12 protein-coding genes, 1 tRNA gene and 2 pseudogenes are annotated in these 15,957 nt (G+C 36.8%); 4 read left to right on the top strand and 11 right to left on the bottom strand.

What is annotated here, in order from left to right; all coding sequences use genetic code 11:
- The first annotated feature begins 235 nt into the window (after positions 1-235).
- Both AC806_RS04505 and argH read left to right on the top strand, forming a co-directional pair.
- A complete protein-coding gene (locus AC806_RS04505) occupies positions 236-1,450 on the top strand; it encodes an argininosuccinate synthase (RefSeq protein ID WP_014124633.1) in 1,215 nt (404 codons plus the stop codon).
- Positions 1,447-2,823: an argininosuccinate lyase gene (gene argH / locus AC806_RS04500; RefSeq protein WP_069028871.1), complete on the top strand. Its 1,377-nt coding sequence runs from the start codon at positions 1,447-1,449 to the stop codon at positions 2,821-2,823. The genes AC806_RS04505 and argH overlap by 4 nt, the downstream gene beginning before the upstream one ends.
- 217 nt (positions 2,824-3,040) lie before the next feature.
- Here argH and AC806_RS04495 read toward each other — a convergent pair whose 3' ends face one another.
- The 4 genes from AC806_RS04495 to AC806_RS04480 form a co-directional block, all read right to left on the bottom strand.
- Positions 3,041-3,703 carry a Crp/Fnr family transcriptional regulator gene (locus AC806_RS04495; RefSeq protein WP_041591806.1) on the bottom strand — a complete coding sequence of 221 codons (663 nt, stop codon included), beginning with the start codon at positions 3,701-3,703 and terminating at the stop codon, positions 3,041-3,043.
- Positions 3,704-3,725: 22 nt separating this feature from the next.
- Positions 3,726-4,253 carry a ferritin family protein gene (locus AC806_RS04490; RefSeq protein WP_069028870.1) on the bottom strand — a complete coding sequence of 176 codons (528 nt, stop codon included), beginning with the start codon at positions 4,251-4,253 and terminating at the stop codon, positions 3,726-3,728.
- Positions 4,253-4,483, bottom strand: a complete 231-nt coding sequence (locus AC806_RS04485; protein ID WP_069028869.1) for a heavy-metal-associated domain-containing protein — start codon at positions 4,481-4,483, stop codon at positions 4,253-4,255. Before AC806_RS04485 ends, AC806_RS04490 begins: the two co-directional genes overlap by 1 nt.
- Positions 4,484-4,554: 71 nt before the next feature.
- Positions 4,555-6,420 carry a heavy metal translocating P-type ATPase gene (locus AC806_RS04480; RefSeq protein ID WP_069028868.1) on the bottom strand — a complete coding sequence of 622 codons (1,866 nt, stop codon included), beginning with the start codon at positions 6,418-6,420 and terminating at the stop codon, positions 4,555-4,557.
- Positions 6,421-6,597: 177 nt separating this feature from the next.
- Here AC806_RS04480 and AC806_RS04475 point away from each other — a divergent pair.
- Positions 6,598-6,682 (top strand) — tRNA-Leu (locus tag AC806_RS04475).
- 82 nt (positions 6,683-6,764) lie between these two features.
- Here AC806_RS04475 and AC806_RS04470 read toward each other — a convergent pair.
- From AC806_RS04470 to AC806_RS04455, 4 genes and pseudogenes are all read right to left on the bottom strand, one after another.
- On the bottom strand, positions 6,765-7,526 hold the full coding sequence (locus AC806_RS04470; RefSeq protein ID WP_069028867.1) for a MurR/RpiR family transcriptional regulator: 762 nt from the start codon (positions 7,524-7,526) through the stop codon (positions 6,765-6,767).
- Positions 7,527-7,667: 141 nt separating this feature from the next.
- A complete protein-coding gene (locus AC806_RS04465) occupies positions 7,668-9,005 on the bottom strand; it encodes a 6-phospho-alpha-glucosidase (RefSeq protein ID WP_231960512.1) in 1,338 nt (445 codons plus the stop codon).
- 4 nt (positions 9,006-9,009) lie between these two features.
- Positions 9,010-10,617, bottom strand: coding sequence for an alpha-glucoside-specific PTS transporter subunit IIBC (locus AC806_RS04460; protein ID WP_061840431.1), 1,608 nt, complete (start codon positions 10,615-10,617; stop codon positions 9,010-9,012).
- Between the two features lie 267 nt (positions 10,618-10,884).
- Positions 10,885-11,433, bottom strand: a pseudogene (locus AC806_RS04455) (IS4-like element ISTeha4 family transposase); the annotation flags it as partial.
- 502 nt (positions 11,434-11,935) lie between these two features.
- Between AC806_RS04455 and ltrA the strand changes: the two are divergent.
- The gene (gene ltrA / locus AC806_RS04450) at positions 11,936-13,234 is read left to right on the top strand and encodes a group II intron reverse transcriptase/maturase (RefSeq protein WP_014124523.1); all 1,299 of its coding nucleotides are present in this window, start codon (positions 11,936-11,938) and stop codon (positions 13,232-13,234) included.
- A gap of 81 nt (positions 13,235-13,315) precedes the next feature.
- On the opposite strand, the pseudogene AC806_RS04445 reads toward ltrA, so the two are convergent.
- The 3 genes and pseudogenes from AC806_RS04445 to AC806_RS04435 form a co-directional block, all read right to left on the bottom strand.
- Positions 13,316-14,134, bottom strand: a pseudogene (locus AC806_RS04445) (IS4 family transposase); the annotation flags it as partial.
- Between the two features lie 216 nt (positions 14,135-14,350).
- Positions 14,351-15,568, bottom strand: coding sequence for an ArgE/DapE family deacylase (locus tag AC806_RS04440; RefSeq protein ID WP_069028866.1), 1,218 nt, complete (start codon positions 15,566-15,568; stop codon positions 14,351-14,353).
- 115 nt (positions 15,569-15,683) lie between these two features.
- Positions 15,684-15,947, bottom strand: a complete 264-nt coding sequence (locus AC806_RS04435) for a M20/M25/M40 family metallo-hydrolase (protein WP_069028865.1) — start codon at positions 15,945-15,947, stop codon at positions 15,684-15,686.
- Positions 15,948-15,957: the final 10 nt, after the last annotated feature.

Here is a 15,957-nt window from a genome sequence, read left to right as displayed (position 1 = left end):
AATTTTTTTATTATCTTACGAAATAAACATAGCACAAGTATCAGAAAACCGTCAATAAGTATTGTACAAATCATCACAAATTTATTTTTAAGTCAACAGCTAAAGATTTATACACTATGATTGCATAAATACAACTCATATAAAAAAATAATGAATATTTATTCGCTGATCTATTGATTAAATAAAAGTAATTTGCTAACATATAGTTTAAATTCAATTTAGGGGATGCATAATTATGAAAGAAAAAGTTGTTTTAGCTTATTCAGGAGGTTTAGATACTTCTGTTTCAGTTCGATGGTTGACCGATCAAGGATATGATGTTATTGCATGTTGCCTAGATATTGGTGAAGGAAAAGATATCCAAGCAATTCGAGATAAAGCATTAATGGTCGGAGCAAGCCAGTCTTATGCCATTGATGCAAAAGAAGAATTTTTACAAGACTTTGCTCTAATCGCTTTACAAGGAAATACTTTTTATGAAAATTCCTATCCGCTGGTTTCCGCACTGTCACGTCCACTTATTGCAAAAAAATTAGTTGAATTAGCACATAAAACTAACGCAACAACAATCGCTCATGGTTGTACCGGCAAAGGAAACGATCAAGTTCGCTTTGAAGTTGCTATTGCATCACTAGATCCTAGTTTAAAAGTGATTGCACCAGTGCGCCAGTGGCAGTGGTCACGTGAGGAAGAAATCGCTTATGCACAGGCTAATAATGTCCCTATTCCTGCTGATTTGGATAATCCTTATTCGATTGATCAAAACTTGTGGGGCCGAGCTTGTGAGTGCGGCGCCCTTGAAGATCCCTGGTCTACTCCACCAGAAGGCGCCTATGGAATAACAAATGAATTGTCTAATACACCTGATAAACCAGATAGCTTGGAATTAGCTTTTGAAAAAGGAGTCCCTATTGCTATCAATGATAAAAAAATGAGTCTGACCTCTATTACTTCTACACTTAATACTCTAGCAGGTAAACATGGTATCGGACGAATCGATCATGTAGAAAATCGTTTAGTAGGTATTAAATCTCGAGAAGTTTATGAATGCCCAGGTGCTTTAACTATGATGCATGCTCACAAAGAATTAGAAGATTTAGTTTTTGCCCGTGAACTGGCTCATACCAAACCGATGATCGAAAATCAATTAGCTCAAACCATTTACGACGGACTTTGGTTCAATCCACTTACAAAAGCGCTTGTCGCTTTTATTAAAAGTTCACAAGAAAACGTTAATGGCGTGGTTCGTTTGAAATTGTTTAAGGGAAACATCATTTGCGAAGGTAAAAAATCTAAGAATAGTTTATACAACGAAAATCTAGCAACTTATACTTCCGCTGACACTTTTGACCAAGAAGCCGCGGTTGGATTTATTAAACTATGGGGGTTACCTTCAAAAGTTCACGCTGAAGTACAAGCACAACAAGCAGCTGAGGAGGAAAGCAAATGAAAAAGCTCTGGGGCGGTCGTTTTACTGGTGAAAACAAAGACTGGGTAGATACATTTGGGGCCTCTATTTCTTTTGACTATCAACTGGCTAAAGAAGATATCTTGGGCAGCTTAGCTCATGTTAAAATGCTAGGCGCTTGCGCTATTATTACAAAAGACGAGATGCAACAAATTCAAACAGGGTTAGAAAACTTGCAAGAAAAATTAGCTAATGACGAATTAACTTTCACAATTCAAAACGAAGATATACATCTAAATATTGAATCCCTTTTGACTGAGGAAATTGGCCCAGTTGCTGGTAAACTTCATACAGCACGTAGTCGTAATGATCAAGTAGCAACGGATATGCATCTATACCTCAAAGAAACTGTGATCCTTGTCATCAAAAAATTGCACCAATTACGTAGTGTGTTGCTAGGTAAAGCCGAAGAAAATGTCGAAACCATTATGCCTGGTTACACGCATATGCAGCACGCTCAACCTATCTCTTTCGGTCATCATTTATTAGCTTATTATCAAATGCTGACACGCGATCAAGAACGTATGCAAGAAAGTTTATCACGTATCGATATCTCCCCCTTAGGCGCAGCAGCTTTAGCTGGCACTACTTTTCCTATTGATCGTCAAATGACAGCGGATGAATTAGGATTTTCTGATATTTATGATAACAGCTTGGATGCCGTTAGTGATCGAGATTTTATTTTAGAGTTTTTAAGTAATGCTTCCTTGTTGATGATGCATCTTTCTCGTTTTTGCGAAGAGCTTATTCTATGGTGTACTTACGAGTTTCAGTTTGTTGAACTAACAGATACTTTTTCTACCGGAAGTTCAATCATGCCTCAGAAGAAAAACCCGGACATGGCGGAACTAATCCGTGGTAAAACAGGACGTGTCTACGGGAATTTAACTCAGTTATTAACCGTTATGAAAGGTTTACCTCTAGCTTATAATAAAGACTTTCAAGAGGATAAAGAAGGCATGTTTGACACTTCAGAAACGGCTATCACTAGTTTAGAAATTATGAGTGACATGATCAAGACAATGAAAGTAAATCCAACAAATATGCAGCAGGCAACGGAAAAGGATTTTTCTAATGCAACAGAATTAGCTGACTATTTAGCCAATAAAGGCATACCCTTTCGACAAGCACACGAAATTGTAGGTAAATTAGTTTTAGAATGTATTCAACAAGGAAGCTATCTGCAAGATATCCCCCTAAAAAAATACCAGGAAGTCTCTCCTGTTATTGAAGCAGACGTTTACGATAAATTAAGTGCCGCAACCGCCGTGAAAAGTCGCAATTCAACAGGCGGCACTGGTTTTGATCAAGTAAAAGCCCAAATTGAAAAAGCTCGAAAAGAACTACAAAACTAGAGTTAGACTGATAAAGTAACCTTAGAATTTACTAAATCTAGAGCTAGTCTAGCAAACTAGCCCTAGATTTTTTTAAATTTAGAGTTGGACTAGCAAAGAAGCTTGTAAAATTTTTAAATCTAGAGCTAACCTGACAAAGTAACCTTAGTTTTTTTAAATCCAGGGTAATTCTGCTTATTTTTTCTAGTTTTGCGAAAAAAGTTTAGTATGCTTCTTTTTATATTTCTTCTAAACTTTCTGAATCGAGAATTCGAATTGTTTGTTTATCTCTTTTAATCAGTTGATCCTTTTCCAAAGATTTCAATTTACGCGACAATGTTTCTGGTGTCGTGCCTAGAAAACCAGCTAGTTCTTTCATTTTCATAGGAATTTTTATTTGGGAACTTTCCGTAGCTTTTGCTAAATCTAACAAATAAGTTGCCAATCGTTCTTCAATTCTCTCCATAGTTAGAAATTGCGTCTGTTCCTCAACTTTAGCGTTTTTTTCAGCATTAATTGTTAAAAGTTTTATACTTAATTGCGGATAGTCTTTTAAAAGTTTTTGAAAATCACTTTGTTTTAGTACACAGATCTCGATATTTTGTAAAGCTTCGCCAAACAAGTTGTTATTTTTTACACCAAACAACACATCTTCACCTTCATAGCCGCCAGGTTCCACCACGCGTAGTAATTGTTCTTTTCCATTTGGCGAAAGTTGATAAACTTTTAAAAGACCTTTTGCCAGAATGACCAATTGAGGGTCATCAAAAGGAGAAAATACTGTTTCTCCTTTTTTATAAACGGTATGTCTAACTAATTGATGAATTCTTTTTTGATCTTGCAAGTCCAAATGGTTAAATAAGGGAACTAACGTGACACATAAATGCTCTTTATGCTCCATAATCATCCTCTTTTTATTCTTCTTAGTCTTCTTCTAAACCTTCAGAAACTTCGTGTCCTAAATAACTTTGTATACTATAAATTTGATGTTTTATCCAAGAGTATAACTGTTTTAAAAATTTCGCAAGACCAAACTTACTTTCATCTTCTGACAACCTTACTCCTCGAGTAATAAACATTAATTGAGTACTAAAATCTTTAACAACCTCCATCAACAGATCCTTTCCTGTTTCGTACTTTAAACGTCCATTTTCTTCTAACATACTATATTGGGTAAATTCTTCTGTAATTGTAGGTATAACCTCGTCTTCATCTAGCATCAAATAATTTAACTCGTCAAATAAATGGCTTTCTTTAACAATCAATTCAGGAAACACTTCTTGAACAAAACTTCGCTCTACTCCCTTTATATAATAAACAACTTGTCTTAATTTATTCTGGTGGATATACAAATTGGCCAGAACATGTCCAATCATTGCTCCAGCTGTCGGCGTATGATGGTCTTTTTCACTTTGAATTAATTCTTGTTGGTATTTTTCTTCTGGAGTCATTAAGATAACTCCTTTGTCTTGGTATTTTCTACGGTATAGCCTAACTTTTTAATCGTTTGTTGGATTATTAAAGCATCTGTCACACTCGAATCAAGTTCAACTTTTACTTTACTTGCATTAAATAATACTTTCACTTTAGCTACGCCATCTTCCTTTTTGATTGCTTGTTCGATTTTTTGCATACATGAAGGGCAAGTAAGCGTCCCTAATTGAATGATTACTTTTTCCATAATAAAATTCCTCCTCTTTTATTTTCATAGCTATCTTAAATTATTTTATAAAAGAAAAAAATTGATACTTATCAAGTTTTGCGTTTTTTCTTATAACTTAGTAATAAACGCATGCCATTAAAGATGACAATTAAGATACTTAATTCATGGATAAACATACCACTAGCCATATAGATATAGCCAAAAACCAAACCTAATAACAACAGCAATATGGTTGTTAGTGCAATTAAGATATTTTCCTGCATATTCCGCAATGTTTTTTTCGTTAAACGATAAGCTTCTGCTAATTTTTCAAAATTTGATTTCATTAAAACAACATCTGACGTTTCAATAGCGACTTCTGTACCGCCTCCCATAGCAATTCCAATATCACTTAAAGTAAGAGATGGGCTATCGTTAACACCATCACCGACAAAAGCTGTTTGATGACCTTCATTTTGTAATTTGCGGATATAATCGGCTTTATTTTCTGGCATTAAATTTCCATAAACCTTAGTTATTCCAAGTTCTTCTGCAGTACTTTCTGCTGTTTCTTGATTGTCACCGGTTAGCATGATTAGCTCTTTTATACCCATTTCTTTTAGATGGGATAATGTCTCTTTTACTCCTGGACGAATCTGATCTTTAATACCAATCAATAAAGACAATTGCCCATCAATTGCCACCATCACTAAAGAATGTCCGCTAATTTGTAATTGATGAGTATCATCTTTTATTTTTTTCGTAAGTTTAATATTATTTGCGTTCATCAAGGATTTATTACCAACAAGTACCTTTTTATCATCCAATATTGCTTTAATTCCTTGACCTTTAACTACGTTTGTTTGAGTAACTGGCAGATAACTGGACATCTTTGCATAGTCTAAAATCGCTTGTCCCAATGGATGATCAGATTCTCTTTCAACACTAGCGACTACTTTTAAACTGTCGCTTAAATCCTCTGTGTAACTTTTGATAGCAGCAACACTTGGCTTACCTAATGTCAAAGTGCCCGTTTTGTCAAATACAAAAGTGTCAACTTTACTAAAACTGTCAATAACCTCGCCACCTTTAATCAATATGCCATCTTTAGCACCACTTCCAATACCGGCAACATTTGAAACTGGGACACCAATAACCAAAGCTCCAGGACACCCTAGAACTAAAATAGTAATGGCTAAGCGAACATCTTGTGTCAAAATACCGACAATTAAAGATAAAATAAGGACGAGTGGTGTATAATACTTGGCAAACTTATCGATAAAACGCTCAGCACTAGACTTACTATCTTGTGCTTCTTCCACTAACTCAATAATTTTACCAAAAGTAGTATCTTCCCCAACTTTTTTAGTTTTTATTTTTAGCGTGCCATTATCTAAAAAAGTTCCCGCAAAGACGTCGTCACCTTTTCCCTTTTTTCTTTGTTTCGATTCACCAGTTACACTGGCTTCATCTAAGTAACCTTCTCCTTCATCAATCACTCCATCTACCGGTACTTGACCACCCGTTTTTACTAATAAACGATCATCTTTAGCAATAGCCTCAATTTCAACCGTTTCGCTTGTTCCATCATCTAATATTTTTAGAGCACTTTTAGGAGCCATTTTGGTCAAAGACTGAATAGCTGTACGTGTTTTTTCTAAGGTTTTTCGTTCTAAAAAACTACCAAATAAAAACAAAAAGGTAACAATCGCTGACTCATTATATTCTCCTATCAAAAAAGCACCAAAAACTGCGATAGTTACTAACAAATCAATACTGAGTACTCGTACTTTTAACGCTTGATATGCTTGTAAAAAAATTGGTAACACCCCAATGATCGAAGCAATAATTAGAAAACTTTGATAAAAAAGCCTCTCCATAAAGACAAACTGCGCGATCCCAGCAAAAATGATGAATATTCCAGTAATAAACGTTAACTGATTTTTATGTTGCATAATATACTGTTGTATTTTCATTTGTCTCCTCCTTTTCACAATTACAGTGTAGTGAAAAAACCAGAGAAAAAAATTGATTATCATCAAGAAATACAGTTTTCTGTTAACAAAGTAATAATGATAATAAAATGACAAAACAGCATTTTTGAAGCTTATTGACAAAGCTATAAACATTGATATAATAAACTTTGTTGTAAAGCGGATGTGTTGGAATTGGTAGACAAGCATGATTCAGGTTCATGTGAGCATAACGCTCGTGTGGGTTCGACTCCCACTATCCGCATGTAAAGCAAATAAGATGATATAACAAAAAAGAAGGAAAAGATGACTTGTATCAACATCTTTTCCTTCTTTTTATTAACACCTCATAACTGCTCTAAATCAATCTGCTTATAATCTACATAAGCGCGATAAAACAAATCCATAATTTGAAATAAGGGCATCATACTGAAAATTTCATCGCTGGATTGACCTATTTCCGTCGATTGATAGTATAAATTATAAGTTGCTTTGGAGGCTAAACGATTCCTACTCATATTAGTGATCGATAAGATAGGAATATTTTTTAATTTCATTCGATTTAAAACATTTTCTTGTGGTTTATTTTCTCCGCTTAATGATAAAATAATCATCAAATCCTTTTCAGTAATAGAACCGTTTAAAACCAGACTCAACTCTTTTTGTGATTGTAAATGTATAGGAAAACGTTGTAATGGAATGACGCTACGTATAAAGCTTTGTAAAACATCTCTTTGTCCCCAACCAGTGCCATAACAATAAATTGATTTTGCTTGATCAAAAGTTTGCAAAGCAGGTATAATATTCTGCTGATTAAAAAGTTTAGCTGTTTGTAAAAGGTCCTCTTGTTGCATAGCGACAAAGGAACTTTCTTCTTTACGATATGTATGTTGTTGCTTTAATGCATACTTGAATTCACTATAGCCTGAAAGACCTAATTTTTGCGTAAAACGTAAAATTGAAGATTTTGAAGTCAATGTAGCTTCCGCTAGTTGAGTGATCGATAAACGTTTACATTCTTCTTCATGTTTTATAATATATTGAGAAATATGTTGGTCATTTTCATTTAAATAGTCATAATGTTCATTAATTAAAGCTTCTATACTCAAAATAATTCATCCTCCATCTTCTTGTGTTTTAATTGTAACACAAGGTGGATATGCTGCTAAAAGTTATTGCTATTTTGTTTATTTTATTTTATTAAAAAAGGTTCCCAGACACTATTTAAGCATCTGAGAACCTTTTTTCCATTACTTTAGTTCTGGCCAATATTCTTTGTTAGCTTCAATCAAATCATCCAAAATTTGTTTTGCTACACGCGCATTTGGCACAATACGTGATAATGTAAGAGCTTGCCATAATTTTTGATAAGATTTAGTAGCCCAAGCATCCACCACTAATTTTTCTACGGCTACTTGTTGTTCCATCAAACCTTTTTGGAAGCGGGGAATTGAACCTTGAGTCATTGGTTCAGCACCTTGTGATCCTACTATACAAGGGACCTCTACCATTCCTTCTGAGTCAAAGTTCTCTACTGCGCCATGATTAGGCACAATTAAAAGCATACGTTCTTTTGTGTTATACGCAATCGCCCGAGCTAAATCAACAATATAACTAGCATGATCATCTGCAACTAATTTTGCATCTTCTGCTGTTTTGATATTCGAAATGCGGTTACACTCACTAAATACGTGTTTTTCCCGATTATCCATAACTTCATTGGCACGAGTATAGTTGATATCACTGTGCTCTGCTTCATCTTGCGGATAGAAATAATACTTCAAATAGGTATTAGGTAAGGTATTGGGATCCAGCCATTGTACTTCTTTAGCTTTACCAAAAGTGTATTCCCAACTTGGTTCTTCGTCTGTACCCGCTTCTAATTCTTTCGGTGTAATATAGCCGTGTTCTTTTACCCAATCAGTAAGTTGTGGCATCAAATCGTTACCATCTTTATCGCGAATATCGGTCCACCAACCAAAGTGGTTCAAGCCATAATAACGTACTTCCATATCTTTACGGGAGGCTAGACCCAATACTTCAGCCATACGAATTTCAATTCCTACTGGCATATCACAAATATTGATAATCTTGCTATTAGGACGTAATCTTCTTGTTGCTTCAGCCACAATCGCTGCAGGATTGGAATAATTTAGCATCCATGCGTTCGGAGAATATTTTTCCATATAATCTAAAATTTCTAAGACGCCAGGAATAGAACGCATGCCATAAGCAATCCCACCAGGACCACAAGTTTCTTGTCCGATAACACCATATTTCATTGGGATCTTTTCATCTTTTTCCCGCATGGCGTATTTTCCAACTCGGATATGTGCCATGACAAAGTCAACATCTGTAAAAGCTTCTTCTGGATTTGTTGTTGCTTTAAATTCAATTTCTGGTGCCCGTTCTTTTATAATCACTTCTGTGGCATCCGCAATTTGTTTCTGTCTTTCTTTATCATTATCATAAAATTTCAATGAACGAATCGGAAATTTATCCAAGTTTTCTAATAACATCATCACGATTCCTGGTGTAAATGTACTGCCGCCGCCTGCTACTACAATTGATTGTTTTTTCAAAGTCATAAAACTATTCGTCTCCTTCATAATTTTTATTTTCGTCTTCTACAATTTCCTCAAAAAATTCTCTTACTTTCGGCACATCCAAACCAACAATGACTTGGAAAGCTTTTCCGTTTCTTACAACTCCGTGCGCACCGCCTCCTTTAAAGAAATCATCTTCTAGTACTTGTCCTTCATCTGCGACAGAAACCCGCAATCTGGTCGCACAATTTGTCACATCGGTGATGTTTTGCGCACCTCCCAGACCTTCTATGAACTGAGCAGCCTTCTGTGCATTGGGATTATCACTTTCTCTCACACTAGACATAGCCACGCTGCCTGCTGCTTGCTTTTCTTTAAAATCTTTTTTGCTGTACATTTTGACTTCGCCGCTATCTTCACGTCCAGGTGTTTTGATATTGAACCGAACAATTGCCCAACGGAAAAGGAAGTAATAAATCACCGAAAAGGCTAATCCAACACCTAAAAATATAAATATGGCATCTTTATGGTTGGCCCACATTGGTAAAATAAATTGCGAAAAGTTTGCAATAAAGCCGCCACCAATAGAAGCGGATACACCTAATGCATACATAATCATACTCATTGATGCAGCCAACAATGCATGAACAGCAAATAGCTGTGGCGCTAAAAACAAGAAAGTAAATTCAAATGGTTCTGTAATTCCTGATAAAATTGCAGTAAGTGCTGTTGGAATGACTAAAGCCATTGTCTTTTGCCGATTTTCTGGTTTAGAAGTCGCTATAAAGGCGCCGCCAATACCAATCGGCGCGAATACTTTGGAAACATTTTGAAGACCGAATCCTCCCCCCGGAAAAAGTTCTCTTAAAGATTCCGTGGAGTTGGCAAATTCAGATAAGTGTTCGAACCAATAGCTTATTGTTCCACCTTGAACGACTGCTGGACCTAAATCGAATGGTTGGTAAATAAAATGGTGTAACCCAGTTGGTATCAAAATTCGTTCTAAGAACACATAGATACCTACACCGATTGTTCCACTTGAAGCCATAAAACCTTGCAGTTGAGCAATCCCATCTTGAATAGGTGGCCAAACCCAAGCAGCTAAGAAAGCTAATGGCAAAGCTGCGATAAAACCTAAGATCACAACAAACGAAGAACCAGAAAAAACACCTAGCCATTCAGGTAGCGCTGTATCATAAAATCGATTATGTAAATAAATCGCTACCCCTGCTATTAAAATCGCTCCGATAATACTAGTATCAAGAGTTGTCACACCACCAATGGATTTAATTCCTATCGCTTCTGGATCACTTAAATCAACACCAAAATTCCAAGTCTCTAAAATAGCGTTCATAAAAGTATTCCATGTCATATAAATAACAAATGATTCCAATACTGCACGTCCGCTAGCTTTTTTAGCCAAGCTGATCGGAAGGCCAATAACAAAGAGTAACTCCATATTATTAAAAACAGTCCAACCGCCTTCTTCAATGACGCCCCAAATGTTACTCCAAAAGGTTCCTTCTGTAGCAATGGAACCAACAATATCTGGATTTTGAAAAACAGTGGATAAAGCTAAGATAATCCCATTAAATGCAAGCAATAATACAGGAACAATCATTGCTCCGCCAAAGCGTTGAATCTTTTGCATCATACTCCATTCACTTCCTCATAAATTTAATTTGCAATCGTTTTACTGATTTAAGTCTAGCAAATTCAAATCAAAATGATAGGGGTTTCAAAGTAAATGGGACTGTACTTCTAATTTCCATATTTTTCCTATATCGCGGGAAAATTCCCAGCTTCAAATACACTGAAATCTAAAACAGTGTGACTATGTATAATTAATAACTAAAACTTGAAACCTACTTTTCGATACGTATCCCTTGGTATACCAAGGATCTCATGCACAAAATTAACTTCAACCTGCTTGCTTGAGCTGTTTTTGTATAGAGGAAGGTAGTTTTTCAAGGAACTGTTCGATAATGTTATTTAATACGGCTTCATCCAAAACATATTCATCCGCAAAAGCTTCTTGGAATAAAACGAGTAATTGCAGAATGGCTTCCGATACAGAAAGCTCGGAAAGCTCATCAATGAGAAGATAAAATAACTCGCCAAGCGTTCGGTCGTCTTTACTTTCACGTTCTTGCACCGCTAGGATCATATAACCGATAGCTACCAGTGTCGTATGCGCAAAGATCCCGTCATAAGAAATCCCTTGGTACTTGGCTAATTTTAAGTATTGTTTGCACATCTTGAAGTAGACTTCCACCGACCAGCGTCTAGCATAGAGCTGAATGATCTCGTCTTCGGTCAGATCGATATCGGTCGAAGCTAAGACCAAATAGTCGTTTCGTTTATTGCAATTGCGAATATATACCAACTTAATGGGAAGGATTTTCCCTTCTACGACAGCTTCTACTCGGACACTCAAAAGATAGCGAGAACGACCGCGGCGCTTTTTATGTGTGCCAGGCATGGCATTTATCTAGCTAGTGAAAGTCTAGTCACGGGTAGTTACCGCCAAGTGTAGCGAGCCACAAGCCGAAATCAGCGATGATGGGGTGAAGGAAGTGGTGGCGCAAATCTCTTGAACCTACGCACAGGAACTTGATGAGGCTAAATGGTGGATAAGGCTGCATAACAAGCTGAAGTCCAAAAGGTAAACGTAAAACCAAGACAGTAAATCAAGAGGTTGTGGAGAGAAAGATAGATGTCTTACCCTGGGAGATCTTACGGACGTTTGCGAACGGTCGAAAAAGGTTTGTCGTAAGAAGTCAGCCGAGGCCATAGTAGCTATGATATTACATGTAGTGAAGGGCTGAATGTTTGTATAGTGTGAATCGCTAGAAGAAAATATCCAAGCAGTCCGGAAACGAGGATACCCTAGAACGGTAGAACGTAACTATCGATGGGAAAAGTAGTGAGGACGATCTTGGATCCATCTACACCTAGAGGAGGAACAGCGCATGAGATTCATTGAAAAGATCACGAGCCAGCAAAACATGAGACAAGCCATCGAGCAGGTCAAAAAGAATAAAGGCGCTCCGGGTGTTGATAAAATGACAGTCGACGAACTTGACCATTATTTCTATCAACACGGACATTCCCTTGTTCAAGAGATTCGATCGATGACTTACCGTCCGAAAACAGTCAAACGAGTTTATATCCCTAAGCCCGATGGAAAACAAAGACCTTTAGGGATTCCAAGTGTCGTGGACCGTGTGGTACAACAAGCAACCGCGCAACAGCTGAGTCGCATTTTCGATGTTCACTTCAGTGAAAGCAGTTATGGTTTTCGTCCCAATCGAAGTGCACATCAAGCGATTGAAAAAGTTCTTGATTACTTGAATGAAGGTTATGAATGGCTCATTGATATGGACATTGAGAAATATTTTGATACGGTTCATCATGATAAATTAATCTCGACCCTTAGAGAACGGGTCAAAGATAGAGAAACGCTTCACTTAATACGTGTTTTCTTAAAAGCAGGGATTATGGAAAATGGCTTTGTTCGTCCGAATGAAACGGGCGTTCCGCAAGGCGGACCTTTAAGTCCCATTTTAGCGAATATTTATCTGGACAAATTGGATAAAGAACTAGAAGCAAGAGGACTCTATTTTGTCCGTTATGCGGATGATACGGATATCTTTGTCAAAAGTGAGCGGGCAGCCAATCGTGTAATGAAATCTATTACGAGTTGGATTGAAAGAAAGCTTTTCTTACGAGTGAACGTCACAAAAACCAAGGTGGTACGACCGACACAGAGTCAATTTTTAGGGTTTACCTTCTGGAAGAACCAGAAGGGTTGGCAGTGTAAACCGAGCAAAGTCAGTAAAACAAAGCTCTATGATAAAACGAAAGCCATCCTTAAAAGAAAACAGGCTGTGTCACGACCCTTAGCGGTGACATTCACGAAACTCAACCAAACGATAAGAGGCTGGATCAATTACTACCGTATCGGGCGTATGAAAACCTATCTAGCAAAGTTTGGACAATGGCTACGACATAAAGTCCGAGTGATCATCATAAAGCAATGGAAACTGCCACAACGAATCTATACGAATCTACAACAATTAAACCGATTATTCAAATGCCATTTTACCAAAGAGAATATTTATAAGGTGGCAAATTCGAGGTTAGGTTGGTATAGGAAATGTGGTATGGACGTCGTCAATTTTATCCTAAGTCCGAAAGTTTTAGCCATAAAGAAAAAGGATCGACCTGGATTGGTCAATCCTTTAAATTACTATCTTAATCAAGCGTGAAAACAATACAAATGGAGCGCCGTATACGAGAACCGTACGTACGGTGCGACGGGAGGGGCGGAAATCTTATTTCCCCTCTACCCTATTTCGTTTGAAGATTTCTTTGACATCCATCTTTTGGCCTTGATAACGGTAGTAGATCTTTTGACTACGTTTGACCATCGCTACGCAGTGGCATTTCAGGTCACGGATCTGTTGGAACATTTTGGGACTGGAAAACCAAGTATCGAATAAGACATAATCCGCATGGATCCCTTGGTTCAAAGCCGATCGAAGCAGTTCCAGTGTCACTTCTGTGCCTTTACGAAGCGCTTGAGCTTTACGTTTCCCCCTATTCGTGCGTTGGTCCCCGATATCAAGATCAGATTGGAGCTTTCTTTTCCCGGAGAGCAAGGAAAAAGCGACGGGGACAAAGCTGTTGCCATCACTCCAGCCTAATTGTAAATAACGAAATCCTTTGAAATATTTTTTCTTGGCATGGTCGTATTGTAAAGCGGCACATTCCACTTTTTTCGCATTCGAGCGGGTATACATGGAGTCATCCACGATAAATGTGGTTTTTCGGGCATCACCCGTCAATGGACGTAGGAAAGTAATGACGGATTTAGCCACTAAGATCAGTAATTTTTGCCAATGAATGTGCGGATCATTCAAGACATTGCGAAAGGTCTTATCCGAAAAAGACAATTGTTCCTTCTGCTTTTGGTAAAACCGATAGGTAGAACCGTTGGTAAAGATCGAGGCCAATAAAAAAGAAAAAATAACAGGAACCGAAAAACCCCTTTTATGGACTGCGTTTGATTTTTTCAACGCAGAAGCTACATGGAACTGATGAAAAAAATCAGACACAGAGGTAGAAATTTTTTCTGAGTTTGGCGTTGTTTGTGTTATAATTGACATGGCATGAACACTCCTTGGTTAGTGGTTTTTCGTTGATTCTATTATACCAGGATTTGAGTGGTTCATGCTATTTTTGTATCAAAAAACGTTTATTTATCAAGGGATGAACTGTATTTTTGAACTTTCAAGTTTTAGTTAATAACAATAAAAAAAAGCAAGTAAATGACCTATTGCTAGGCTACATTCACTTGCTTTTTTCAGCAATACTTAAGCTACTTATTTTAAATATTGGCTAAATAGTTGTTTATACATTTCAATATAATCAAAATACATTGGTTTAGATAGACTTTCATTATCTTTATGCATCGTATCATTACCTGGACCAAACATCGTATAATCAAATCCGTTGGGTTGATTGATCAAGAATTTCGAACCGTCTGTTCCGCCAGAAACACCCATCGTTAAAATTTCATCGGCGGAAAATTTCATTCCCGTTAACTCCGCTGATTTTTTAGCTTGTTTGATTTCTTCTTCTGACATTCCTTGATTTTGCAGATACGGTGTTCCAATTTTTTGAATTAAACGAATCAAAGAAGAGTCTTTATTTCCAGTAATAGCTATCGTATTCATCGTTACTGTGTAATCAATTTGCGCATCGGTATCTTGATTATAATCAGCAATTGTTTCTTTAAAGATTGATTCTAGTTGATCATTAGTAAATTCAGGGATCGTTCGCATATTAATTTGAGCCTGAGCTGAAGCTGGGATTGCATTAATTTGATTTCCGCCATGAATGACATCAATATTAAATACCGTATCTCCTAGTACTTCATTTTCAATACCATCGGTTGCTTGTTTAACTTTATTTTCAATTGTATTTAATACATGTAGTAGATGTTCAACCGCATTTACGCCAGCTTTTGGCATGGAGCTGTGTGCTGCTTGTCCTTTAGAATCGATGGTGATATTTAATTCACCTTTATTTGCGTAAACACAACGATAGCCACTTGGTTCGGCAATTAATAAAGCATCAACATCTTTCATGTAGCCTTGCTCTGTCAGTTTTTCTGCACCTGGTTGCCCCACTTCTTCGCCACCAGTTGCTAGTAACTTAATTGTTCCATTCAGTTGAGTACCTGCTTCTTTTAATTCTATCATAGCAATAACTAAAGCCGCTAAACCAGCTTTCATGTCCGTCACACCACGGCCGTAAAACATATCGTCCTTTTCGACCAATTTAAATGGATCGGTAGCCCAGTTTTCTTTATCCACTTCAACGACGTCCATATGACCAGAAACAGTTAATACAGGATGACCTTGACCAAGCGTTGCAACTAAGTTTGCTCGGTTATCACCAAAAGGTAAAATTTCATTAGCTATTCCCGCGTCATCTAACTCTCTTTTTAAAATTTTAGCTACATCTTTTTCGTCTCCGTTAACTGACTTCACTCGAATCAGTTCGGAAAGTAAAGCGACTTTCTTCTTTTTGTCCATTAGTCAACACTCCTCACAAAATTTACTTACATTAATAGTTTAGCACTTATATTTATAAAATAAAAAGCTAACAAAATCCTAACAACAACAATAAATAACTACTTCATCACTTCAATCAGCTTAAATACTCGGTAAACAATTGCTTGAAGATTTCAATAAAATCAAAATACATTGCTTTGGATAAACTTTCATTATCTTTATGCATTGTATCATTACCCGGACCAAACATAGCATAGTCAAAACCATTCGGTTGATCGATTAAAAATTTCGAGCCATCAGTTCCGGCAGACATTCCCATTGTCAAAATTTCTTCGTTTGAAAGCTTCATCCTCATTAATTTCGCAGAATTTTCTACTGCTTTAATTTCTTCGGCTGACATATTTTGACCT

The organism is Tetragenococcus halophilus, assembly GCF_001712815.1.
Lineage (GTDB): Bacteria > Bacillota > Bacilli > Lactobacillales > Enterococcaceae > Tetragenococcus > Tetragenococcus halophilus.
This window is presented reverse-complemented; position numbering and strand designations above follow the sequence as displayed.